The organism is Butyrivibrio sp. AE3006, from assembly GCF_000424165.1.
Taxonomy (GTDB): Bacteria; Bacillota; Clostridia; order Lachnospirales; family Lachnospiraceae; genus Butyrivibrio.
On record NZ_AUJJ01000001.1, the window covers coordinates 191,732 to 216,062 of the forward strand.

The window sequence follows — 24,331 nt, forward strand, 5'->3', positions numbered from 1 at the left end:
TTTATATTGACTTTTGTGTCTGGCGGAATTAAACTCGTATTTGTGGAATGGAGGCACATAATTATGGCAAAAAAAGGTAATCTTTCAATTAACTCAGAGAATATGTTCCCTATTATCAAAAAGTGGCTGTATTCTGACCACGACATATTCTATCGTGAGGTTATTTCAAACGCTTGTGACGCGATCACTAAAATCAAGAAGATGGACATGATGGGTGAGTACGAGCTCCCTGAGGGCTACAAGCCCCGTGTTGACATCGTTCTTAACGATAAGGATAAGACCATTAAGATCATCGATAACGGTATCGGTATGACTGCAGAAGAGGTTGAGGAGTACATCAATCAGGTGGCTTTCTCCGGTGCTACTGACTTCCTTAATAAGTACAAGGATAAGGCTAATGCTGACCAGATCATCGGTCACTTCGGACTTGGTTTCTATTCAACCTTTATGGTATCTGATTATGTAGACATTGATACTCTTTCATACAAGTCAGATGCTGCATCTGTTCACTGGACCTGTGATGGCGGTTCTGATTTCGAGATGGATGACGGAGATAAGAAAGAGATCGGTACTACAATCACTCTTCACTTATCAGATGACTGCCTTGAGTTCTGCAACGAGTACAAGGCTCGCGAAGTAGTTGAGAAATACTGCTCATTCATGCCTTATGAGATCTATATCTCAAGAGAAAATGAAGAGGGCACAGAGACCATTAAGGAATCTGAGAAACGTGATGATGACGTTGTAATCGAGGTTATCGAGCCTGAGAAAAAAGATGACGCTAAGGCAGAGGGCGAGTCTTCCGAGGAGAAGGAAGAGGAGAAGAAGCTTAAGATCAAGAGACGTCCTCAGCTTGTAAATGATACACATCCTCTTTGGGCTAAGACTCCCAAGGATTGCACAGATGATGAGTACAAGGAATTCTACAGAAAGGTATTCCGCGACTACAAGGAGCCCCTTTTCTGGATCCACCTCAACATGGATTATCCTTTCAACTTAAAGGGTATTCTTTACTTCCCTAAGATCAACATGGAGTTTGAATCTGCTGAGGGTACGATCAAGTTATACAACAACCAGGTATTTATTGCAGATAATATCAAGGAAGTTATTCCTGAATATCTGATGCTCCTCAAGGGTGTGATCGATTGCCCTGATCTGCCTCTTAATGTATCAAGAAGTGCTCTTCAGAACGACGGTTTTGTTAAGAAGATTTCAGACTACATTTCAAAGAAGGTAGCTGAGAAGCTTGCAGGTCTTTGCAAGACAGATAAAGAGAACTATGACAAATATTGGGAGGACATTTCTCCTTTCATCAAGTATGGTTGCCTTAAGGATGACAAGTTCTGTGAGAAGATGAACGACTATATTCTTTTCAAGAATCTTGACGGAAAATATCTCACACTTCCCGAAGCACTCCAGATCAACAAGGATGCTGAGGAAGCTGCAGCAGCTGAAGAAGCTAAGGATGAAAATGGTAACAAAGTAGAAGCTGAAGTAGTAGACGCTGATGGCAATACAGTAAGTGATGATGCCAAGACTGATGATAAGAAGGACGAGGAGAAAGAGCCCCGTACCATCTACTATGTAACCGATGAACAGCAGCAGAGCCAGTACATCAACATGTTCAAGGCTCAGAAGATGGATGCATTCATACTTAATCACAACATCGATGTTCCTTTCATCCAGCAGCTTGAGTCCAAGAACCAGGATATCCGCTTCCAGAGAATCGATGCTGACCTTACAGATACCTTCAAGAGCAAAACTTCCAAGAAGGCTGAGAAGGAATTCGAGGAGATCGAGAAGACTATCGGTGAGAAGATGAAGAAGGCTCTTAAGAATGAGCAGCTTGTTGTTAAGGTTGAAAAGCTTAAGGATAAGAAGATTTCATCAATGCTCACTGTATCAGAGGATACACGTCGTATGCAGGATATGATGAAGATGTATGCTGCTAACGGAATGATGATGGGTGACCTTGGAATGGGCGGCCAGACCCTTATCCTCAACGCAAATCATCCTCTTGTTAAATATGTGATGGATAACGGAGAGGGCGAGAACGTAGATACAATCTGTGAGCAGCTCTATGACCTTGCACGTATCCAGAATGCACCTCTTGATGCAGAGTCAATGACTAAGTTTATTCAGAGAAGTAACGACATAATGATGCTTCTGGCAAAATAAATAGGGCTAAAGTTTAAAAAAATGTAAAATACTTTAGCGAGTGTATACGAAATAACACTAATATAAATTTGATATAATTAAACGGTAAAGCAGCGCATTTATGCGCTGCTTTACTTATTGTACCACCATAATTACTAAACTTAATCGATTTAGCGTTGACGAAATTTTGTGCAAAATGCACATTGGACATGTGTCAATGCCCGCAAGGGTATTGTTTATGCATATTCCGGGAGACGGGTGATTAACATAATTGTGCGGATTTAACAATTTTTAACATTTTTCAATCAATAGTATGTGATATTTTTATCAAATCGCGTTGCACTCGCTTGGAGCAGAGACTATAATTATAAAAACTGATAAAAAAACCGGTAATTTTACATCAGTTTTTGTGTAGTTTGGAGATAAACTCTTTGGGGAAGGAATGAAAAAGGTTTTGTTGGGGGAGTCGTTTTTAACATTGTTAAAAATGTTAATTTCTGTTAATCACGTGCATATCTAAAATGCACATCCCAATTCTAGATCATTCCACAATATAGAAACAAAATTACTAGATTAAGCAGACAGCTAAGGGAGGATTTTTTATGAACGTAATGCATTCGGAGTGGCGAGGCAGAATATCACATTGGATGCGTACTCTGAAAGACGATTTCTATGAGCCCATAGGAGAATTCAAATGGGAAGCTGCAAGGACAATGGAAGAGCTTCCTTTTGATAAATTGGATTCACTGACATTTGCTCCTGTAGAGCCGGGATTCACCTGGGGTAATCTTTGGGAGTATTGCTGGTTTCGCTCAACCATTACTTTGCCGGAGAGTGCAGCAGGTAAGCGCATAGTAATGAAGCTTGTACCCGGCGGAGAAAGCACACTTTTTGTAAACGGTAAGAGCTTTGGAACTCACAGAGCAGAGTGGGTTTGGGTGCCTCATCACTATATCGAGGACAACGTGCTCACTACAGATGGTAAGCCAGGTGAGAAATTTGATATTCTCATGGAGACCTACGCAGGACATTATGTACCGGAAGCTCCTGATGGCGGATGTGCTACAGGACCGGTACTTCCCGGAAGTTATCAGGATCCTGCAGTTGAGGGAGAGCGCAGAACGCTTGGTGTCAGCACCTTCGGTATTTGGAACGAGGATGCTTACCAGCTTTATATGGACGTTGATACACTTAATCAGCTTCTTGGAACCCTGGATCAGACATCACTCAGAGCAGCCAAGATTGCAAAAGCTCTTGAGCAGTTTTCTCTGATAGTTGATTTTGAACAGGACAAGGAAGCCAGAATAGCAAGCTACCGTGAGGCAAGAGAAGCAATCAAGCCTTATCTTGAAGCTAAGAACGGCTCCACAATGCCTGAGTATTATGCAATCGGTAATTCGCATCTTGATCTTGCATGGCTCTGGCCTATGCAGGAGACCTACAGAAAAACAGCAAGAACCTTCGCAGCTCAGCTAAGACTCATTGAACAGTATCCTGAATACAAATATCTTCAGAGTCAGCCTGCTGCATATGAGATGTGCAGAAAATACTATCCGGAGCTCTTTGAGAGAATCAAGGAAGCTATAAAGGGCGGACAGTGGATTGCAGAAGGTGCTATGTGGGTTGAGCCCGACACCAATATGGCCGGCGGCGAAGCACTTATAAGACAGCTCCTTTACGGTAAGCAGTATTACAAGGAAGAGTTTGGAGTAGACAGCGTAGTACTCTGGCTTCCAGATACCTTTGGATACACAGCGGCGCTGCCTCAGATTCTTAAGGGCTGCGATGTTAAGTATCTTGTTACTCAGAAGATTTTCTGGTCCTACAACGAAGGTGATATTTTCCCTTACCACTACTTCAACTGGGAAGGAATGGACGGAACCAAGATCACCGCGTTCTTACCTACAAGCTACACCTACAGAACAGATCCCACGCAGCTTGATGAAGTTTGGAAGGGCAGAAGCCAGGTTCAGGACCTCGATGCTTTCCTTCTTCCTTACGGATATGGCGATGGAGGCGGCGGCCCCAGCAGAGACTATGTTGAGTATGCCCTTAGAGAAAAGGATCTTGAAGGTGCTCCGAAGGTTAAGATGGCAGGCCCTGTAGAGTTCTTTGAGGACATGGATAAAAAGGGCGGCCCTGTTAATACCTACACAGGCGAGCTTTATTTCTCAGCTCACAGAGGTACCTACACCTCTCAGGCTAAGGTTAAGAATAATAACAGAAGAGCAGAGCTTGCTCTCAGAGATATGGAATTCCTTGGAAGCTTAGCACTTCTAAAGGGCGGAAGCTACGACCTTAACGGAGCAGGTGATCTCTGGAAGGAAGTACTTCTTCACCAGTTCCACGACATACTTCCCGGCTCAGGAATCGCAAGGATGTACATTGAATCCAATGAGCGTATGGAGAAGGTAAGAGAAAAGGCAGCAGATAAGCAGAAGGAATATGCAGCATCTGTTTGCGAAGCTGATGATAGCGGTGCAGTAACAGTGTTCAACACTCTTTCCTTTGAGACCACAAGACTTGTTGAGCTTCCTGAGAGCTTTTCAAAGGGTGCTAAAACAGTTGATGGTGAAACTCTTCAGACAGAGACAGCTGACGGTAAGACAGTAGCCCGCATAACAATCCCTTCAATGGGAGCAGTTACAATTCTTCCCTGTGATGAGACAGTGGATGAAGTCAAGGCTACAGCATTAAAGACAGGTACTGATTTCGTTCTTGAAAACAGCAAGGTTAGAGCGGTAGTTAACGATAAGGGCGAGGTTATAAGCTTTGTTCTTAAGTCTTCCGGAAAAGAGTTTGCGGGGGAACCCATGAACAGATTCCATCTGTTTAAGGATGTACCAAGACTCTTTGATGCATGGGATATTGATTCCAACTACATCGAGCAGGAGATAGAAGGTGCAACAGATATTCAGGTAGAGATGATAAAAGACGGCGGCCTTTGTGCAAAGCTTTTGGTAACCGGAAAAATCAGCAATTCTACCTATAAGCAGATCATTTCTCTTGATGCAGAGGATGACAGAATAAGATTTGAAACTGAGGTTGACTGGGACGAACTCCACAGGCTCCTCAAGGTGGGCTTCCCCACAACGATCTATGCTACTGAGGGTATAAACGAGATGCAGTTTGGTTATGTAAAGCGTCCTACCCATAGATCCAGAGCTTATGACAAGGATCGTTTTGAGGTTTGTAACCACAGATATACAGCCCTTACAGATGGCGGCAGCGGCGTAGCGGTACTTAATGATTGTAAGTACGGAATCAGCATGAACGGTTCTTCTTTGGAGCTTACACTTCTTAGAGGTGCTGCATCCCCTGAGATGAGAGCCGACAAGGGACATCACAAATTCACCTATGCATTTACTGCATGGGAAGGAAGCTTCATAGACAGTGATGTTGTAAGAAAGGGCTATGAGCTTAATGTAGAGCCTTATGTTTTTGAAGGAAAAACAGAAAGCTTCTCATTAGCAGAGGCAGATAAAAATAATATTTTCATAGATACAGTTAAACCTGCAGAGGATGGTTCCGGCGATGTGATCATGAGACTTTATGAGGCAGCAGGAGCCGCAACAACTGCTACAGTAAGGACAATGCTTAAGGGAAGCGCAGATCTTTGCAATATGCTGGAGGAACAGCAGGAGAGTATCGGAGAATTTGACGGAGAATTCGCTCTTGATTTCAGAGCCTTCGAAGTCAAGACAGTCAGAATAAAGGGCTGACTGGTTTAAAAAGGTTTCATCTGCTTTTGTAAGACCGAAAAGAAAGGAGGGAGGAAAGGATAAGGTAAAAAGGGGTTCAGGTCCTATGAACGCAGAGAATATAAGAAAGACTTATTATAATAGGAGGTGTTTTTCTATATGAGGAAGAAATTGGTTTCCATTCTTATGGCATCCATGATGACTGTTTCCTTAATGGCCTGCGGCGGTGGCAGCACAGCACCCGCTACAACAGGATCAGATGGAACAGCCGACACAGCACAGACAACACAGGAAACGGGAGATGCTACTTCATCAGACGCAGCTGAAACTACTGAAGCTACAGAGAGTTCAGCTCCTACAGGTGAGATGACTGAGGTTGGTACACCCAGAAACGAGACACTTATCGTTGAGACTCAGTCACCTACCGACGTTCCCGGACAGTTCAATACTTACATGCAGGGTACTCAGGCCGGATTTGGTATCCATCAGCTTATGTCAGCAATGATGTGGGAAATGGATACATCCAAGGGTGAACAGTTTGGTGAGGTTGCCGATGGCATGCCTGAATCCAACGCTGATTTCACAGAGCACACAGTTAAGATCCGTCAGGGTATCAAATGGTCAGACGGCGAAGACCTTACAGCTAAGGACGTTGCCTTCACATTTAACATGATCATGAACACACCCGGTATCTCATCAAGTGATTACTACAATTCAATCTTTGAATCTGTAGAAGCAACTGATGACTACACAGTAGTTATCAAGACAAAGGAATCCTTCCCTCGTCTTGCACTGAAGATGGGTGTTACTATCTGGGGTAATGATCTTAGAATCGTTCCTGAGCACATCTATTCTCAGGTTGATGATCCTTCAACTTTCAAGGATGAGAATCCTGTAGTTGCTGGACCTTACACAGTTAAGAGTTACGATCCTCTTGGAAAATGGGTTCTTTATGAGCGCCGTGAGGATTGGGAAAACACCACAGTTGGTGTTGTAACAGGCAAGCAGTGTGCAGCTAAATACGTTTGGGTTCGCTACGTTGGTGATGACACCACAAGACAGATGGCTATGATCCAGAACGAAGTTGATATCCTCTGCGAAGTTACTCCCGAAATTCTTACATCCATGATGAGTTCTAACGATAAGATCTCCGCATGGTATAACGAATTCCCTTATGCTACATCAGACGATCCCTGCTCAAAGGGTATCGCTTTCTCACAGGGACAGGGTGCTCCTTATGACAGCGCTGACTTCAGATGGGGCGTTGCTCTTGCAATGAACTTTGATGAGATTTCAATGAATATCTTCGATGGTGCCGGAAGGTCATCACCGTTTGGTATCCTTTGTAACACATCAGCTTTCCAGGAACTCTATGCTAAGCCCATGCTCGACTGGTTTGAGAACTTCGAACTTGATCTTGGCGATGGCACAACATGCAAGCCTTGGGATTCTGAGTATAAGAACCGTATGGCAGAGAAGCTTGGTATCACAGGCGACGATGCTTATCTTGAAGACATGTTTGGTGTAGGATGCATCAAGTATGATCCTGAAGCAGCTGAGAAGCTCTTCATCAAGGCCGGTCTTGAGAAGAAGGATGACGGCTGGTACTTTAATGGTGAACCTTTCACAATTAACCTTACATACCTTGCAGACACAGAAGCACAGGCAGGACGTGGTGTTCAGGCTGCATACGACCAGCTCACAAAGTTTGGTTTCAACTGCAACATTTCTTCTGAGTCTTCTGCAACTTGGGATGCTAACGGTGGTACAGGTAACTTCTATATTGCAGGTTACTGGCCGACAGGTTTCATAACCAAGGATATCTATTCACAGATCAATGGTTGGGATGCTGACCTCATCGTTCCTTTAGGAGAGATTGGTTCAGGCCAGGGCTCAAGATGGAACAACAAGGAAGCAACAGAGATTATCCACAAGCTTGCAAAGGTATCTCCTGATTCTGATGAAGCTTATGAGCTCGCTCAGGAATTCATCAAGGTTCAGTTCACAGATATGCCTTTCATCTCATTCCATTCAGGCGTTAAGTTCGTTCCTACGAACAGCACATATTGGGGCAATTATCCCAATGCTGAAAACGCATACAATGGTCCTTGGTGGTGGTGGAGCTGCTTCAAGTACATCGTAGCTGAGCTTCAGCCCCAGTAATATTTAATAATGGTGGAGGGAGGCGTGCAGGTGCGCCTCCTTCTTTATCTAAAAGAACGAGCAGGTGCGTTCTTAACAGGCTTTACGTAGCTTGTAAACAAGGGAGGTTGTATCCCTGATTCTAGAAAAAAGGTTGGTGGTTTCGTGAAATTCAGAACTTATTTTTTAAAGCGTCTGGCGACGTGGGCGCTGACCATTTGGATCGGCGTTACATTTATATTCTTTATACCGAGAATGTTTCCGTCAGATCCTGTTGAATCCATGATCGGACAGATTTCCGCCCGTTCTGGTTCTATGGATCCACAGCAGATGGAATCCTTAAGAAGATCCCTTAGACTGCAGTTTGGTCTTGAAGGATCTTTGACTGAACAGTATACATCATTTTTATGGAAGGGACTTTTACATTTTGACTTTGGCCCCTCACTTATGAGTTACCCTGAACCGGCAGGCAAGATTATTGCTACATATCTTCCCTATACCGTAGGACTGTCAATGATAGCGACAATCCTGGCATGGATAATAGGTAATATGATAGGACTTCTTGCAGGCTTCAGGAAAAACAAACGATCATCGAAAATTCTGGAAGGAATCGCTATCTGTATTTACCCGATTCCTTACTTTCTCGTAGCACTGGTACTGCAGATCTTCTTTGCATACATATTAGGATGGTTTCCCCTGACTACAACTATCAATAGTTTCCAGGGCTTTGGTGTCTTCATGGCATCCCTTATAAAATCATCCATATTACCGGCACTTTCACTTCTTCTTGTTGGTACAGGCTGGTGGATCATCTCCATGAAATCTCTTGCCGCAACCACATCAGAAGAGGACTACGTTTTGTATGCTCGTTATCGTGGACTTTCCGAAGGTGTAATCGGAACAAAATACGTTCTTAAGAACTCCATTCTTACTCAGGTTACAGCTCTTGCAATGAGCCTTGGCGGAGTGTTTGGCGGTTCCATCATGACAGAGATCATCTTTGGATATCCCGGAGTTGGTACTCTTATTCAGAAGGCTATTTTGCAGTCTGACTACAATATGATACTTGGTTGTATAACTATTTCAATCGTAGCTATTTCAACCGCAACCCTGATTGTCGATCTGGTTTATCCCTTCATCGACCCTCGTATCAGATATTCATAAGGAGGTGTCGCATGAAAAGATTATGGAAAAATGCAAACTTTGCTCTCAAGGCAGGAATGATAATTACAGCAATTTTCTTAGTGATCGGCTTCGTGGTTTATTTCATTCCCCATGCGGATCCTTTTACTTTTAATACCTATGATCCAAAGCTTGGTTCCTGTAAAGGACATATCCTTGGAACCACTTCCATGGGACAGGATGTTTTGTGGCTCCTTGTTGAATCTATCCACAACTCTCTGGTAATCGGACTTATAGTTGCAACCATAGGAACAGTGGTTGGTGTATTCGTTGGACTTCTTTCCGGATTTTCCGGCGGAATCCTGGACAGAATACTTATGGTTATAACAGATACTTTCGTTGTTATACCTTCACTTCCTATTCTGATCCTGATGACATCCCTTATGAAGGGTTCATCCACGGTTTTTCTGATTGCGCTTGTCCTTGCTATGTTCGCATGGGCATGGCCCAGCAGACAGATCAGGTCCATGGCCCTTACCTTAAAAGAGCGTGATTTCATTCAGACAGCCAAGTTTTCAGGTGAGAGCACGGTTCAGATCGTTGTAACTGAGATTCTTCCTTTTGCATTCACATGGTCACTTTCAAACTTTATGAATGCAACCCTGGCTGCTATTGCATCAGAGTCTTCATTGGCAGTTCTTGGTCTTTCTCCCGCGAACCTTGTTTCTCTTGGAAACATGATTCAGTGGGCAAGAGAGAGAAATGCCATATTCAACAAGCAGTGGCTTTGGATCGGATCACCTATCGTGGCAACTATCGTGATGTTCATAGGTCTTTTCCTTCTTATCACGGGCTATAACGATTATCTTGCTATGAAGAGAGGTAGGTGAAAATATGATTAAAGTTGAAAATCTGTCTACCACGTACAAGACAATCGATGGAGACGTACACGTATTAAATGATCTCAATTTCACGATCAATGATAATGAGATATTCGGAATTGCCGGTGAGTCCGGCTGCGGAAAAACTACCCTTCTTAAGACACTCTACGACATCATTGAGTGGCCCCTTGAGATAGATAAGGGACAGATAGTTCTTTCCGGAACAAAGGATGGTAAAGAGTTCTCCTTTAAATCCGGCGAAATAAGAAAAACCTGGTGGAACAACATCGCTTATGTTCCTCAGGCAGCTCAGTCGGTTCTGGATCCCATAACAAGACTTAAAAAGCAGTTTTTGGATTCCATTCCCAAGGAGGACAGGAAGAAGGAAACCAAGGAGGAGACTCTTAAGAGAGTAGCCAATTATCTGGAGGAGCTTAGTCTTTCTCCCGATATTTTAGAGGCATTCCCCTTCCAGCTTTCAGGTGGTATGAGACAGCGTGTTATCATCGCGCTTGCAACCTTCATGTCACCTAATGTTGTTCTTGCAGATGAGCCTACCACAGCTCTTGACGTTGTGGTACAGAGGGGTATCCTCATGATGCTCACCAAGCTGCAGAAACAGCTTAAGAACACCATGGTAATAGTAAGCCATGATATGGGTGTTCATTATCAGATAACCGACCGCATGGGTATCATGTACTCAGGCAGTATGATAGAGCTGGGCCCCACAGAAGGAATCTTCGAGGATCCGCTTCATCCATACACAACAATGCTTGTAAATGCTCTTCCCAAGGTTGGTGATAAGAGCGCCAAGGTAGGAATACCGGGACGTCCGCCGGAACTCAAAAATCCGCCGCCGGGATGCAGATTTGCTCCCCGTTGCCCCCACGCAACTGACAAGTGCAGAAGCGAAGTTCCCCAGTTCAGGGAGATCAAGCCGGGCAGATTTGCGGCATGTCATTTACTGAAAGAGGGAGGTGGAATGATCGATGGCTAACGATTATTTATTAGAGGTTAAGGGAGTCTCAAAAGTCTTCCGAATCGGAGGTATGCTCCGAGGTAAAAAGATGACTGCTGTCGATAACGTATCCCTCAAGATAGGCACAGATAAACCCGTTATTCTGTCTATAGTAGGTGAGTCAGGCTGCGGAAAATCTACATTATGTAAAATGATCCTAAAACTCCACACCCCTGACGGTGGAGATATCGTCCTTAACGGACGAAGCTACAGCGATAAAAACGGCTATGATCCCAAGCAGTTTAAGCTTGATGTACAGCCTATTTTCCAGAATCCATACGAATCCTTTTCTCCAAGAAAAGCTGTTGATACATATCTGTACAACACCGCTTTGAAGCTTGGAATAGCGAAGAATATGGAGGAGGCAAAACAGAAGGCTGACGAAGCGCTTAAGAGCGTAGGAATGTCTCTTGCTGTAGTTCAGGGAAAGTACTCGGCACAGTTCTCAGGAGGTGAGCTTCAGAGAGTATCAATCGCTAGAGCTCTTATTACAAGACCCAAGCTTATCATCGCTGATGAGCCTGTAGCGGCTATTGATGCTTCCATGAAGATGAACATAGTAAACCTCTTCAAGGAACTAAAAGACAAATACAATATTTCATTTATTTACATTACACATGATCTGTCCACTGCTTATTACGTATCAGACTATATCGCAACTCTTTACAGAGGCGGCCTTATAGAGTATGGACCTGCAAAAGAGCTGATGGATTATCCTGCTCATCCTTACACAGAGCTTCTTATGGAAGCGGTTCCTCGTGTAGGAGATAAGTGAAATCAGGAATTTGTAATGCCTGATATGGAGAGCAAGGAATACGCACTTACCTGCTGCAAATTTGCACCCAGGTGTCCATATGCTACCGATGAATGCAGACAGAATAAACCCGATGAGGTTGCTATCGAGGGCGGAAGAAGTGTTTACTGCTTCCATCCTTTAAAGGCAGCTATGGACAGACAGCAGGAACTTTTAAGTGAGAAAAAGTGAGGATTAAAAATGGCAGCAACATGGTTAAAAGATGCAGTATTTTATGAGATTTATCCTCAATCCTTCTATGATACCAATGGGGATGGAATCGGAGATTTTAACGGAATCATAGATAAACTTGATTACATAAAAGATCTTGGATGCAATGCGCTTTGGATAAATCCCTGCTTCGACTCTCCTTTTAAGGATGCAGGCTATGATGTTAGGGATTACAAGAAGGTAGCTCCAAGATACGGCTGCAATAACGATCTCTACAGACTTTTCGGAGAAGCTCACAAGAAAGGAATCAAGGTTCTTTTAGATCTTGTTCCCGGTCATACCTCCGAGGAGCACGAGTGGTTTAAGATGAGTCAGAAGGCAGAGAAAAACGAATACACCAATCGTTTTATCTGGACTGACTTCTGCTTCCAGAAAGCAGCTGATCTTAATTATGTTGGCGGTGAGAGTGAGAGAAGTGCTACATACGCTCTTAACTTCTTTAAGTGCCAGCCGGCACTTAATTATGGCTTCCTTAAGCCTGAAGAGCCCTGGCAGCTTCCTATGGATCACCCGGATGTAATTGCTACTAGAGAAGCTCTTAAGGATGTTATGAGATTCTGGCTTTCTCATGGATGCGACGGCTTCAGAGTTGATATGGCATCATCACTTGTTAAGCATGATGATGAGAAAAAGTCCGGAACCAGTGCAATATGGCTTGATGTTCGTAAGATGCTGGATGCGGAATTCCCGGAAGCAGCCATGGTATCAGAGTGGAGTAATCCGCCTTTGGCTCTCAGAGCAGGCTACGACATGGATTTCTATCTGAATATTCCCGGTGGAGGTTATTCCACACTTATGCGTGACTACGCTATATTCGGAATGGAAGAACATGAGGATAATTCCTACTTTAAAAAAGATGGTGACGGGGACATCAATCGATTCCTCGATGAATATCTAAAATGGTATGAGGACACGAAAGGGGTAGGCTACATCTCTATGCTCACCTGCAATCACGACACCAACCGTCCAAGGTATACGCTGGAACCTGATGAACTTAAGCTTGCCTATGCGTTCCTGTTCACCATGCCCGGAGTTCCTTACCTGTATTACGGCGACGAGATCGGAATGAGATATCTTGAGCTTCCCACCAAGGAAGGCGGATATTTCCGTACCGGTTCAAGAACCCCTATGCAGTGGACAAAGGGCAAGAATCTGGGATTCTCCGAGGGCTGCGAAGACAGTTTGTATCTGCCTGTAGATAGCGCAGCAGATGCTCCGACTGTTGAAGCCCAGGAGAATGATCCCGATTCACTTCTTAACATGGTAAAAGGAATCCTTGCTCTCAGACATAAGGAGGAGGACCTTCAGGCAGATGCCGAGTTCAAGGTCCTCTGCTCTGAAAAAGGCAAAGCCTTTGTATATAAGAGAGGAAGCCTTACCATAGCAGTCAATCCTTCTAATAAGGAGCAGACAGCACCGGTTGCAGTAGATGGTGAAGTTATCTACTCCATCGGAAAAGCTACTCTTGGAAGTCAGATAACACTGGCACCGCAAACATTTGTTGTAGTTCGCTGATAATATGTATTTTTGGAAACTCCGCGCAATTTTTTCTGCGCGGAGTTTATTTTTGCCTAATTCCTCCAAAACAGTGTAAAATACGCCATTATCTGTGCGCTTTTAACGTGTTTAAGGCAGAAATGATAGTTTATACTTTGGAAAGAAGTTATGAAGACATCTTGTATTCTAAATCGTTATAGTATAAGGTTCTTATTGTATTAGCTTTAATTTCAAAAACAAATGTAGTGTCGATATTTTCTATATTTATTCGGTATTGCATGGATTATAGGAGGAGTCATGCCTGCACTGGTAGAAGTAAAGGATATTTGCAAGATTTATAATCCGGGGGAAAATGAAGTCAGGGCTTTGGATCATGTAAGTCTTTCAATAGAAGAAGGCGAGTTTGTCGCAATAATCGGTCAGTCCGGTTCCGGAAAATCTACGCTTATGAATATGCTTGGGTGTCTTGATACGCCCACCAGTGGGAAATATTTACTTCATGGATTGGATGTTTCCCACATGACGGACGACGAACAGTCAGATGTCAGAAACCGCGAGATAGGATTTATATTTCAGGGCTTCAACCTGATACCGTCACTAACGGCACTTGAGAATGTGGAGCTTCCGCTTATTTACAGAGGCGTTTCCAAAAAGAAGCGAAGGGAGTTGGCGGTAAATGCTCTTGAACACGTGGGCCTTGGAAAAAGAATGACCCACAAGCCATCTGAACTTTCAGGTGGTCAGCAGCAAAGAGTTGCAATAGCAAGGGCCATAGCCCAGGCACCGCCCATACTGCTTGCGGATGAGCCTACAGGTAACCTGGACAGCGGATCCAGCAGAGAGATCATACAGACCATTAAAAAGCTTTATGCAGAGGGCAGAACGGTAATACTTATCACACACGACCCGGGCATAGCAAAACAGGCAAAAAGAATAATAACAATCAGCGATGGAAAAATTGCCAGCGATGAAATCAATACAGATTTCAAAGAGGAGGAAAGATGAGTTTATTTAAGAAAAAACAGAAGGCAGCTATAGAAGGGGAGAATACAACAGAGATTACAGAGAGCTACACTCCCGGTAAAAAGAAGAAGGGGTTTGTAAAGTGGATAGTTCTTGCGGTAATAGTTCTTATTATAGGATGGGTGGTTTATTCCAATGTAAAGGCGAAGAATGCACCCACTCCTGTTACAACAGATATTGTAGCAAAGGGTGACATTGAGGTTATCGTTTCCGTAAGCGGAAATGTTGCTTCCGATGAAACTAAGTCTTATTTTGCCAAACTCACAGCACCCATTGAGATGCCAAAGCTCGAGACAGGTGACAGGGTAAATAAGGGCGATGTTCTCTATAGCTATGATACAGAGACTTTAGAGAGCAGCAAGAAGACTGCTGAGCTTAATCTTCAGCAGGCTAATGGAAGCTACAGCGGAAGTATTGAGAAAAATAACAAGACAATCGATGTGCTTGAGGGTAGAAGTATCCATGACATCAACACAAGACTTGATGAGATAACAGCTCAGATTGATGCTCTCAATGATAAGATTGCAGAGAAAACTTCAAGGATGAACAGAACCCTGACAGATCTGCAGAAGGTGTCACAGGATGTGGATGAGAACGGTGTTTCGGATTCCTATGATATGACACAGAATAACAATGCTCCCAATGAGAGGAATTCTGAAGAAGGTAACCAGATGTCTCTTGAGATTTCAAATGCAATATCTGAGGTTCAGTATGCACTTCAAAATGACCCCGAGATCAAGGACTGGAATGATCAGATAACTGCATTAAATGAAGAGAAGGCTGACCTTAGCGAGCAGGCATCTGCAGAGATGAGTAAGCTCACATCAGGCGAAAAGAGTGCACTGGATGCTCAGAGAGAGCTTACGGAGCTTCAGACCAATGATACTATCGAAGATATCGAAGAAGTTGAAAGCGGAGTAACCGCTGAGTTTTCAGGTGTTATCACAGAGCTTGCAGCAGAGGATGGCGCAACTGTATCACAGGGAGCAAAGCTCTTTACTATTGAAAGTACAGACAACGTAAGGGTTGATATCCAGATTTCCAAGTCTGACCTTGGTAAGATCAAGGTTGGTCAGAAGGTTGATATTACAATCGGCGCTAATCAGTATGAAGGCGAGGTTGTTCACATTGCAGGAAAGGCTGTCAATAACGCCAGCGGAGTTCCTGTAGTTGATGCAAAGATCAAGATCACCAATCCAGATGATTCAATTATCCTTGGCGTAGAAGCAGGGAATAAGATTCACACTGAGAAGGCAGAAGGTGTTCTTGTTGTTCCTTATGAATATATCGGAACAGACGGCGAGGGTGATTTTGTGTTCGTAATTGAAAACGGCGTTCTTGTAAGAAAGCCTGTAACTCTTGGACTTACAACAAGTACTGATGCAGAGATTAAGGAAGGTGTCAGCGAAGGCGACAGAATTGTTACAACAGATCCCGCTTCACTTGTAGAAGGTACTGCTGTAGTAGAAACAAATGCAAATTGACGGAATAGATAATGGATACGATTTTAGAATATTTAGAAAGTGCCATGAAAAATATTCGCAGCAATAAGATGCGTACAGGTCTTACCATGCTGGGAATCATAATCGGTATTGCATCCGTCATTGCCGTTCTTACTATAGGTAACGGAATGGAGAGATATGTATCGGATGAAGTGGATGCCATCGGCGGAAATGTGGCTGAGATATATATTGATAGAACAGTTGCAGAAAGGGGCTTTACGAGTGAGGACCTCAAAACCATAGAAGAGAACTTCGGGCTTAGGGGTACTACATTTTACGAAGCTGCCCAGGGTATTGCCACGGGGTACAAGGGTGCCTTTGACGCCTATGTATACGGAGCAGGCGCTGACTATCAGTATTCCACAGGTACGAAGCTGAAAGAGGGCACATACTTTAATGAGAATCAGGTTGATCAGGGTGCAAGGGTTTGCGTTTTGATGGAGGATGATGCAGTGCATCTTTTTGGCACTGCCAATGCTATAGGCAAGACCGTAGAAGTATCTATGGGAGGCAAATCCGTAGAGCTTGAGATCATAGGAATCAAAGAGAACTGGAGCGAAATGATCGCACAGATGATGGCCATGGAGGGTGAAGACTACACCTGCATGATCGAGATGCCTCTTACCACCTATGGCAAAGCTTATGGAATAGATGTTTCAGAGTATTATGACTTCGAGATGTTCTGGACCTCCGATCAGCCGGTAACCATAGTTAAGGACGTAGTCAGATATGTTGAGAATATGATGGGACTTAGAGGCAAGGATGCAGTTTACTATATGAGTATGTCCGATATCAGTGAAGAAGTTGACTCCATTATGGGAGCCATAACGGCCTTCATGTCTCTTGTTGCGGGTATATCTCTGGTTGTAGGCGGTATCGGTGTTATGAATATCATGCTGGTATCTGTCACAGAGAGAACAAGAGAAATTGGTATAAGAAAATCCATCGGTGCTAGAACAAAAGCGATAATGATACAGTTTTTGGCGGAGTCGGCAATTATCTCACTTATGGGAGGCATTGTGGGCATAGTCCTTGGAATAAGCGTTGCCTATGTGGGCTGCATACTGCTTGAGCTTAAGCCGGTTATTGATCCTGTAATTGTTATAGGAGCTGCACTTTTTTCAATGATGATAGGAATTTTCTTTGGAATATATCCTGCAAGAAAGGCAGCAAAGCTTAAGCCTATAGATGCCCTTGCAAGAAACTGACGGACAGATCCAAAACATTTTTGATTTTGTAAGTTTTACTGAAATAACATGATAAGAGGATAATTAGTTGGAATACATTATCAGTGCTTTTTCGAGTATAAAACAGAATAAAGGCCGAACGCTCCTTACCATGCTGGGAATTATCATAGGTATTGCATCAGTTATAACAATACTGTCAATTGGTAACGGAATGAAGGCTTACGTAAATTCCAGTCTGGATGATATGTCAGCCGGCGGTGTTACCATAAATATTGACCCCAAAAAAACTGACAGATATCTCACAATGGAAAACATACAGACAATTAAGGATGCAGTTCCTGATATACTTGGCGCCACCATTACTCTTAGTACCACCGGTACCGTAAATATTAAGGGCCAGGACTATTACATAGGACTTAATGGCGGAACTACAGATATTTACAACGAAATTACGTCGGGCTTTTACGCAGGTAGATTCTTTAGAGATGATGATGTGGAGATGGGATCAGCCGTATGCGTTTTGTCACAAAGAGATGCGCTTTTGATCTTTGGAACCTATGATGTTCTCGAAAAAGAATTTACAATTAATCTTGGCGCAAAAAGTATCGATTTTACAGTAATTGGTATTACATCAAGCCCTGATGCGGAGATACAGTCAGCCTACGAAGCTATCAAAAGAGGTGAACAGGGCTATTATTGGTACACTGCCTATGTTCCCTATACCGTCCTTAGTAGCAAATTGGGAATGGAGGGTGATAAGCTTACCAGCTTCAAAATCTATACATCTCCCGGAACAGCAGACGAATCTGCTCTTAAAGTAAAAAGTGTAACTGAGAACATTCTTGATCTTAGAGGTGAGAATGCCGTTAAGATTCAGTCTTTTGCTTCAATGGCAAATACCTATAACAGAATTCTGAATGTAGTTACCATGGTTGTTGCCCTTATTGCAGCAATCTCTCTTATTGTAGGTGGTATCGGCGTTATGAATATCATGACGGTTACGGTAACAGAGCGAACAAGAGAGATCGGTATCAGAAAATCCTTAGGTGCAAGAACCTCCTACATTTTGATCCAGTTCCTTACGGAATCAGCGGTAATTACTCTTATCGGTGGCTTTATCGGATTCCTTGGTGGAGTTGCCTTTACTGCAATAGTTAAGAACTTCATGTCCTTCCCGCCTGTAATAAGACCAATAGATGTCATACTTGTAGTTCTTATATCTATAGGAGACGGCCTTTTCTTTGGAATTTATCCCGCAAGAAGAGCAGCGGGACTCAATCCCATAGATGCACTTCGTCAGGAATAAAAAGTACAAAAAATACTTATAAATGGTTTAAAAATCACTGTTTTTAAGAGGTGAATAATGCAATAATATCATTGTGAAATCTTATATCATTAATCAATGTGGAGGATATGAAATGATTTTTTCTAATGATAACGGCGCTCTTGTTGCTAAGAGACAGGGTGAGATACTTCGCATAGAAGGCTGGGGAGAGAATTCACTTCGCGTAAGAAGTACCATGTATCCTGATTTTACAGGCAACGACTGGGCTCTTACAGAGAAGACAGCTGCAGCAAAGACTATAGTTACCATTACAGACAGAGAGGACGGACCTTTTGCCGAGATCACTAACGGCAGGATTAAGGCAACCGTGAACTTTGCGGGAGTTATTACTTTTTATAAGGATGATGTTCTTTTCCTTAGAGAGTATTTCCGTAACTACGGCGGAACAGAGTCAAAGGAGAGCAGATGTCTTAAATATGTAAACAGAGATTACAGGCCCCACGTGGGCGGTGACTATCATCTCACTGTTAAGTTTGAGAGTAACGACGGCGAGAAGATATTTGGTATGGGACAGTATCAGCAGCCTTACACAGATCTTAAGGGCTGCGTTCTGAATATGGAGCAGAGGAATTCACAGATTACGGTTCCTTTCGCGGTTTCAAGCTTTGGCTATGGATTCCTTTGGAACAATCCTGCAGTTGGCCGCGTAAGCTTTGGTATGAACTTTACAGAGTGGGTTGCAGAATCCACAAAGGAAATGGATTACTGGCTCACAGTTGCAGATACACCCAAGGAGCTTCTTAAGAGTTACACAGAAGTAACAGGAAGAGCACCTGAGTTCCCTGAGGATCTTATGGGACTTTGGCAGTGTAAGCTCCGCTACAGAACCCAGGAGGAAGTGCTTAAGGTTGCACATGCCTGCAAGGATAATGATGTGCCCATTGATTGCATAGTTATCGATTTCTTCCACTGGACAGTTCAGGGTGACTGGGTATTTGATGAGACCTACTGGCCTGATCCTAAGGCAATGGTGGACGAGCTCCACAGCATGGGTATCAAGGTTGTTGTTTCCGTATGGCCTTCTGTTGATAAGAGAAGCGTACATTTCTACGATATGTTAGAGAGAGGTCTTCTTTTGAAAAATGAGAGAGGCGGCCTCCAGAACTACGACTATCAGGGCGATTGCACAATTTTTGATGCCACCAATCCTGAAGCAAGACAGTACGTATGGGATGTCTGCAAAAAGAATTACTACGATCTTGGCATAGACATGTTCTGGCTTGATAACTCAGAGCCTGATCTTGTTAAGTATGATTTTGATTCTCTCAGATACTATCTTGGACCCGCACTTGAAGTGAGCAACATCTATCCTCAGTGCTACAGCAGATTGTTCTTTGAGAATATGAAAAAAGAATCCGATAAGCCTATCGTTAACCTTCTTCGCTCTGCATGGGCAGGAAGCCAGAAGTACGCTAACGTGGTATGGTCAGGAGATGTTCCCAGTACCTTCGAGGCATTCAAAGATCAGCTGGCAGCAGGCCTTAACATGGGTCTTGCAGGTATTCCCTGGTGGACAACAGATATCGGCGGCTTCATGACAGATGATGTAAACGATCCTGATTTCAGACAGCTTCTTATCAGATGGTATGAATTTGCAGTGTTCTCACCGGTTCTTCGTATGCACGGAGACAGAGGACCCTATGATATTCCACCGCTTGATAACAGAGATTTTGGTGGCGGCTATCTCCACACAGGTCAGGACAATGAGCTTTGGAGTTATGGTGAGGAGAACTTTAAGATCATGAAGGATCAGCTGAAGCTCCGCCATGAACTTAAACCCTACATCAAGTCACTTTATGAAGAAGCAAGCAAAAACGGATCACCTCTTCTTCGTACTCTTTTCTATGAGTTCCCTGAGGATAAGAAGAGCTGGGAAGTTTATGATGAGTACATGTTTGGTGATAAGTACCTTGTTGCACCTATCATGGAGCTCAATAAGTTTGAGAGAGAAGTATATCTTCCCGAAGGAAAATGGGAAGACATTCGTGACGGAAAGACCTACGACGGTGGCTGCGTTATTACAGCGGCAGCACCTATAGAGTCAATTCCCGTATTTAAGAGAGTATGAGAAAAAAGTTATCACAACTGGTCTCAGTAATTATGGCAGTCTGCATCCTTACAGGATGTGGGCTGCCTTTTGGTGACCAGGGCAAAACCGAAGGGGAAAACAAATATCCTGAGTTTCTGACCATAGATGTTTTTGATACCCAGGCCAATACCCAGGGACTTCAGAGGGGATGGTTTGCCCATATTGTCAGGGAAAAATTCAATATGCAGCTAAACATCATATCCCAGAATCAGGATCATAACGGCGAAGCCACCTACGAGACCATGAGAGCTTCAGGAAAGCTGGGCGATCTCATTATGACAAACGTAGATGACGGCAGGCTTTCCGAGATGGTAAGAGAGGGGCTTGTACTGGATATGACTTCATATCTGGAGGGTCATGAGAATCTGCAAAAATACAGAAAGCAGATGGAGGCTTCTTCTGCCTACGCAGGAGTTGACGGCCTGTGGGCTATTTCCAGCGAGATTTCGGAAAATGCAGCTTCTGAGCCCTCTGACTATGACGAGACAACAAATGCTCCTTTCATCAGATTTGATCTGTACAAGCAGCTTGGGTATCCCAGGATTTCCACTTTGGAAAATATACTTCCTGTTCTTAAGGAAATGCAGAATATTGCAGGGAAAAGTGACTCCGGAGAGGATGTGTATGCCTTTAGTCTTTTCAGGGACTGGGACGGCGGAGCCATGCAGAATGCAGGTGCACTTACCGCTCTCTACGGCTATGATGTTCAGGATTTTGTCCTTTTAAATCCTGCCACAGGAGATATCCAGTCAATTGCTGATAAGGACTCCATATATTTCAGAATGGTAAAGCTTTTGTTTGATGCTAATCAGATGGGACTGGTGGATCCGGACTCGCCTTATCAGAACTATGAAACCGTTGCATCAAAGGTAAAGGACGGGGCAGTTTTGTATACATTTTGGCCCTGGATGGGAACCTCTTTATATAATTCAGACGACCATCTTGCTCAGGGAAAGGGCTTTGAATCTATAGTTGTTGAGGATGCCAGCTATCTTACATGGGGAAATGATCCTGACGGAAGACAGAGCTTTTCTCTGATGATAGGTTCGAACACCAAGGATCCTCAAAGGCTGGTTGATTTTGTAGACTGGCTCTATTCTCCTGAGGGAATAGAGTGCTGCGGATCTCCCACAGGAAATTTCAGAGGCCCTGAGAATCTAACCTGGGAGATGACGGAGGACGGTCCAAAGCTTACGGATTTTGGCGTTGATGCTTTTATCAATATGAAGCCTGATCTTCAGGTGCCTGAAGAGTTTGGCGGAGGGACCTGGACTGAGGGCGTATCCTGGTTTAACTTTAAACCCCTGGATAAGCAGGAAGTAGATGAGCGGGGGAATCCTTATTACTATGGTATGTGGCAGGATTACAGGGATAGAACTGCAACTTATATAACCGATGACTGGAAAGCACACTATCGAACTGAACTTACACCCATAGGCTACTTTGAGGAGAACAACATGATCACTGTAGTCCCGGGAACCGAGTGGGCTCAGGATGAATATCCCGATTATTTAAAAACGGTTCAGGAGCAGTGCAAACAGACAATAATAGATTATTCCTGGAGGATGGTTTTTTCAGAAAGCGAAGATGAGTTCTACAGATTAAAAGAGGAGCTTCTTGGAACGCTTTCAAGACTGGATTATGACAGTTTCCTTGAAGTAAATATTGAGAATGCCAAAAAGAGATATGAAGTCTTAAAGCAGGCAGCAAAGGAGTCACCATGAGGCGCCGGGGTAGTGTCGGCAGACAGATGTACAATGTGCTTTTCTTTGCCATTGTAATTCCGATTGCAATCATTGGCATAATTGCAGCGGTCCTGCTTGTCAGGCAGATGAATCAAAGATATGAGGAACAGATAAAGGCTGAAAATACCAGAGTTAAATCTATTCTCTTTGATGTGACTTCAAGTCTTTATACCAATCTTGAGCCTATTATTTCTTTGCAGAGCTACAGAGATTTGTTGTCGGGAAGCAGCTTTGAAGGCTTACAGCAAAACGAGCTTGATTCTCTAAACAGAGATCTTACATCGTTGCGAAGAACAACAGCAGCCATTTCATCCATAGCTGTTTATACCAACAATCCTGCGATTCCTTCAGGGAATATGGTAATAAATGTTGGGCCAAGCGGAAATGAAGCCGTGGGAGATGATGCCGATAAAGCGGCAGGCAGTGGCACTGCAGATGATCCCTTCAGCAGGTTTGAGTGGTATAGCGGAATAGACCCTTATGCCTGGGATACATACACCTGCATGCATGTTCCGCTTAATGAATATGAGGATGCCTACGAGCTTACACTTGTAAGACGGTTTAACACTGGTAACAGCGGAAGCAGAGCCTACGCTGTTGTTACTATCAGCAGCAATTATTTGCGAAACAGACTTTTAACAACGGACAATTATATGCTTGTTAATCTGGCAGGCTATCCCACATTTTTTGCATCGGAATATGATGAGCAGGGAATAGAGATGCCTGAAGCTGCAACAGCTGATCCTGATGATTACAATTATCTCGGGGATATGATGTTGGATGGAAAAGTTGCCCTTACCTATGTTTCAAGCTTTGTTCCATATAAAGCGGATAACAGATTTTTCGTTCTTATAGGCGACTATGATGCTCACAACATCGTTAGATCGATTTTGAGGAATTACCTTATAGTTCTTTTTCTTGCGATAGCGGGCCCTGTTATAGCTATTTTCCTATATTCCAGGTTCTTTACCGCAAGGGTATCGGCACTAAGAGAAGCCATGCACAGAGCAAGCACCGGAGACTACGATATCATCGAGAGCCTTTCCGGAGATGATGAGCTTACAGATACCTTCAATGATCTTAAGCTTACTACGGAAAAAATCCGAGAGAACGAGGGCAAATACTACGAAGCAAAAATTCGCGAGCAGCAGCTTATCAACATGCAGCAGAACATGGAATTTAAGATGCTCTCTGAGCAGATAAATCCGCACTTTTTGTATAATACCTTAGAGGCTATCAGAATGCAGGCAATAAGAGGCGGAGATAAGAATGTTGCCACCTCAGTGAAATTCCTTGCAAAGATAATGCACTATGTTCTAGAAAGCACAGGAAGAAGTGTATCAACTCTTGATGATGAGCTTAAGCATGTGGATAGCTACATGCAGATTCAAAGGCTCCGCTTTGGAGAAAAGGTAAATTGGAACTTCTATATTGCTGAGGATTTTGATCCAAAACAGTACCATATATTGCCGCTTCTTTTGCAGCCGATTGTTGAAAATGCGGTGAGTCACGGCCTTAAGGATATGGACAGAAACGGTCATGTAAGTGTGATCGTTGAATATGAAAGAGGTGAAGAGCCTGACAGAAAGCTCCTTATTACCGTAAATGATGACGGCCTTGGAATGAGCCCCAAGGAGGTTGATGAACTGAATAAATCTCTTGAGATCAAGAAGTCTGAGACCGATGAAAAGGGAGCCGGAAGCATCGGACTTTACAATATACATCAAAGGATTAAGCTCTACTACGGAGAAGGATATGGTCTTTTGATAAGATCCCAGGAAGGAAAGGGTACAAGTGTTGTGCTGGCCCTGCCTCCCGACGGAAAGGGAATAAAACAACGAGAGGAAGATTTGGGAGCTGACGAATCCGGTAAGATTTAAGCCGGAATTTTAGAGGAG

16 protein-coding genes are annotated in these 24,331 nt (G+C 43.5%); all 16 read left to right on the plus strand.

Going from position 1 to position 24,331, the window contains the following annotated elements; translation table 11 throughout:
• Positions 1-60 precede the first annotated feature (60 nt).
• The 16 genes from htpG to G603_RS18730 all read left to right on the plus strand — a co-directional run bounded on the left by htpG (position 61) and on the right by G603_RS18730 (position 24,313).
• Positions 61-2,178, plus strand: coding sequence for a molecular chaperone HtpG (gene htpG, locus G603_RS0100765; protein WP_026525545.1), 2,118 nt, complete (start codon positions 61-63; stop codon positions 2,176-2,178).
• A 581-nt stretch (positions 2,179-2,759) separates the two neighbouring features.
• Entirely contained in the window at positions 2,760-5,879 is a 3,120-nt protein-coding gene (locus G603_RS0100770; protein WP_026669005.1) for an alpha-mannosidase, read from the plus strand.
• 138 nt (positions 5,880-6,017) lie between these two features.
• Entirely contained in the window at positions 6,018-8,021 is a 2,004-nt protein-coding gene (locus tag G603_RS0100775; RefSeq protein WP_026669006.1) for an ABC transporter substrate-binding protein, read from the plus strand.
• Between the two features lie 144 nt (positions 8,022-8,165).
• The gene (locus G603_RS0100780) at positions 8,166-9,164 is read left to right on the plus strand and encodes an ABC transporter permease (protein WP_026494993.1); all 999 of its coding nucleotides are present in this window, start codon (positions 8,166-8,168) and stop codon (positions 9,162-9,164) included.
• Between the two features lie 11 nt (positions 9,165-9,175).
• Positions 9,176-10,012: an ABC transporter permease gene (locus G603_RS18720; RefSeq protein ID WP_051198060.1), complete on the plus strand. Its 837-nt coding sequence runs from the start codon at positions 9,176-9,178 to the stop codon at positions 10,010-10,012.
• 4 nt (positions 10,013-10,016) lie between these two features.
• Positions 10,017-11,000, plus strand: coding sequence for an ABC transporter ATP-binding protein (locus G603_RS0100790; protein ID WP_026525542.1), 984 nt, complete (start codon positions 10,017-10,019; stop codon positions 10,998-11,000).
• Positions 10,993-11,796: an ABC transporter ATP-binding protein gene (locus G603_RS18725; RefSeq protein WP_051207305.1), complete on the plus strand. Its 804-nt coding sequence runs from the start codon at positions 10,993-10,995 to the stop codon at positions 11,794-11,796. Before G603_RS0100790 ends, G603_RS18725 begins: the two co-directional genes overlap by 8 nt.
• A 15-nt stretch (positions 11,797-11,811) precedes the next feature.
• Positions 11,812-12,006, plus strand: a complete 195-nt coding sequence (locus tag G603_RS21165) for a hypothetical protein (protein WP_051207307.1) — start codon at positions 11,812-11,814, stop codon at positions 12,004-12,006.
• A 9-nt stretch (positions 12,007-12,015) separates the two neighbouring features.
• Entirely contained in the window at positions 12,016-13,560 is a 1,545-nt protein-coding gene (locus G603_RS0100800) for an alpha-amylase family glycosyl hydrolase (protein ID WP_026669007.1), read from the plus strand.
• A gap of 279 nt (positions 13,561-13,839) precedes the next feature.
• Positions 13,840-14,547, plus strand: a complete 708-nt coding sequence (locus G603_RS0100805) for an ABC transporter ATP-binding protein (protein WP_026669008.1) — start codon at positions 13,840-13,842, stop codon at positions 14,545-14,547.
• Positions 14,544-16,049, plus strand: a complete 1,506-nt coding sequence (locus G603_RS0100810) for an efflux RND transporter periplasmic adaptor subunit (RefSeq protein WP_026669009.1) — start codon at positions 14,544-14,546, stop codon at positions 16,047-16,049. Before G603_RS0100805 ends, G603_RS0100810 begins: the two co-directional genes overlap by 4 nt.
• A gap of 11 nt (positions 16,050-16,060) precedes the next feature.
• A complete protein-coding gene (locus G603_RS0100815) occupies positions 16,061-17,275 on the plus strand; it encodes an ABC transporter permease (protein WP_026669010.1) in 1,215 nt (404 codons plus the stop codon).
• Positions 17,276-17,342: 67 nt separating this feature from the next.
• On the plus strand, positions 17,343-18,560 hold the full coding sequence (locus G603_RS0100820; RefSeq protein ID WP_026669011.1) for an ABC transporter permease: 1,218 nt from the start codon (positions 17,343-17,345) through the stop codon (positions 18,558-18,560).
• A 112-nt stretch (positions 18,561-18,672) separates the two neighbouring features.
• Positions 18,673-20,667: a glycoside hydrolase family 31 protein gene (locus G603_RS0100825; protein WP_026669012.1), complete on the plus strand. Its 1,995-nt coding sequence runs from the start codon at positions 18,673-18,675 to the stop codon at positions 20,665-20,667.
• The gene (locus G603_RS0100830; RefSeq protein WP_026669013.1) at positions 20,664-22,412 is read left to right on the plus strand and encodes an extracellular solute-binding protein; all 1,749 of its coding nucleotides are present in this window, start codon (positions 20,664-20,666) and stop codon (positions 22,410-22,412) included. Before G603_RS0100825 ends, G603_RS0100830 begins: the two co-directional genes overlap by 4 nt.
• Positions 22,409-24,313 (plus strand): sensor histidine kinase, encoded by a 1,905-nt coding sequence (locus G603_RS18730; protein ID WP_026669014.1) that lies wholly within the window; start codon positions 22,409-22,411, stop codon positions 24,311-24,313. The genes G603_RS0100830 and G603_RS18730 overlap by 4 nt, the downstream gene beginning before the upstream one ends.
• The last annotated feature ends 18 nt before the right edge of the window (positions 24,314-24,331 follow it).

What these genes read in the sequence shown, in the direction of transcription:
- G603_RS0100770 (WP_026669005.1), top strand. Translation starts at nt 2,760, where the DNA reads ATGAACGTAATGCATTCGGAGTGGCGAGGCAGAATATCACATTGGATG.
- G603_RS0100775 (WP_026669006.1), top strand. Translation starts at nt 6,018, where the DNA reads ATGAGGAAGAAATTGGTTTCCATTCTTATGGCATCCATGATGACTGTT.
- G603_RS18720 (WP_051198060.1), top strand. Translation starts at nt 9,176, where the DNA reads ATGAAAAGATTATGGAAAAATGCAAACTTTGCTCTCAAGGCAGGAATG.
- G603_RS0100790 (WP_026525542.1), top strand. Translation starts at nt 10,017, where the DNA reads ATGATTAAAGTTGAAAATCTGTCTACCACGTACAAGACAATCGATGGA.
- G603_RS18725 (WP_051207305.1), top strand. Translation starts at nt 10,993, where the DNA reads ATGGCTAACGATTATTTATTAGAGGTTAAGGGAGTCTCAAAAGTCTTC.
- G603_RS21165 (WP_051207307.1), top strand. Translation starts at nt 11,812, where the DNA reads ATGCCTGATATGGAGAGCAAGGAATACGCACTTACCTGCTGCAAATTT.
- G603_RS0100800 (WP_026669007.1), top strand. Translation starts at nt 12,016, where the DNA reads ATGGCAGCAACATGGTTAAAAGATGCAGTATTTTATGAGATTTATCCT.
- G603_RS0100805 (WP_026669008.1), top strand. Translation starts at nt 13,840, where the DNA reads ATGCCTGCACTGGTAGAAGTAAAGGATATTTGCAAGATTTATAATCCG.
- G603_RS0100810 (WP_026669009.1), top strand. Translation starts at nt 14,544, where the DNA reads ATGAGTTTATTTAAGAAAAAACAGAAGGCAGCTATAGAAGGGGAGAAT.
- G603_RS0100815 (WP_026669010.1), top strand. Translation starts at nt 16,061, where the DNA reads ATGGATACGATTTTAGAATATTTAGAAAGTGCCATGAAAAATATTCGC.
- G603_RS0100825 (WP_026669012.1), top strand. Translation starts at nt 18,673, where the DNA reads ATGATTTTTTCTAATGATAACGGCGCTCTTGTTGCTAAGAGACAGGGT.
- G603_RS0100830 (WP_026669013.1), top strand. Translation starts at nt 20,664, where the DNA reads ATGAGAAAAAAGTTATCACAACTGGTCTCAGTAATTATGGCAGTCTGC.
- G603_RS18730 (WP_026669014.1), top strand. Translation starts at nt 22,409, where the DNA reads ATGAGGCGCCGGGGTAGTGTCGGCAGACAGATGTACAATGTGCTTTTC.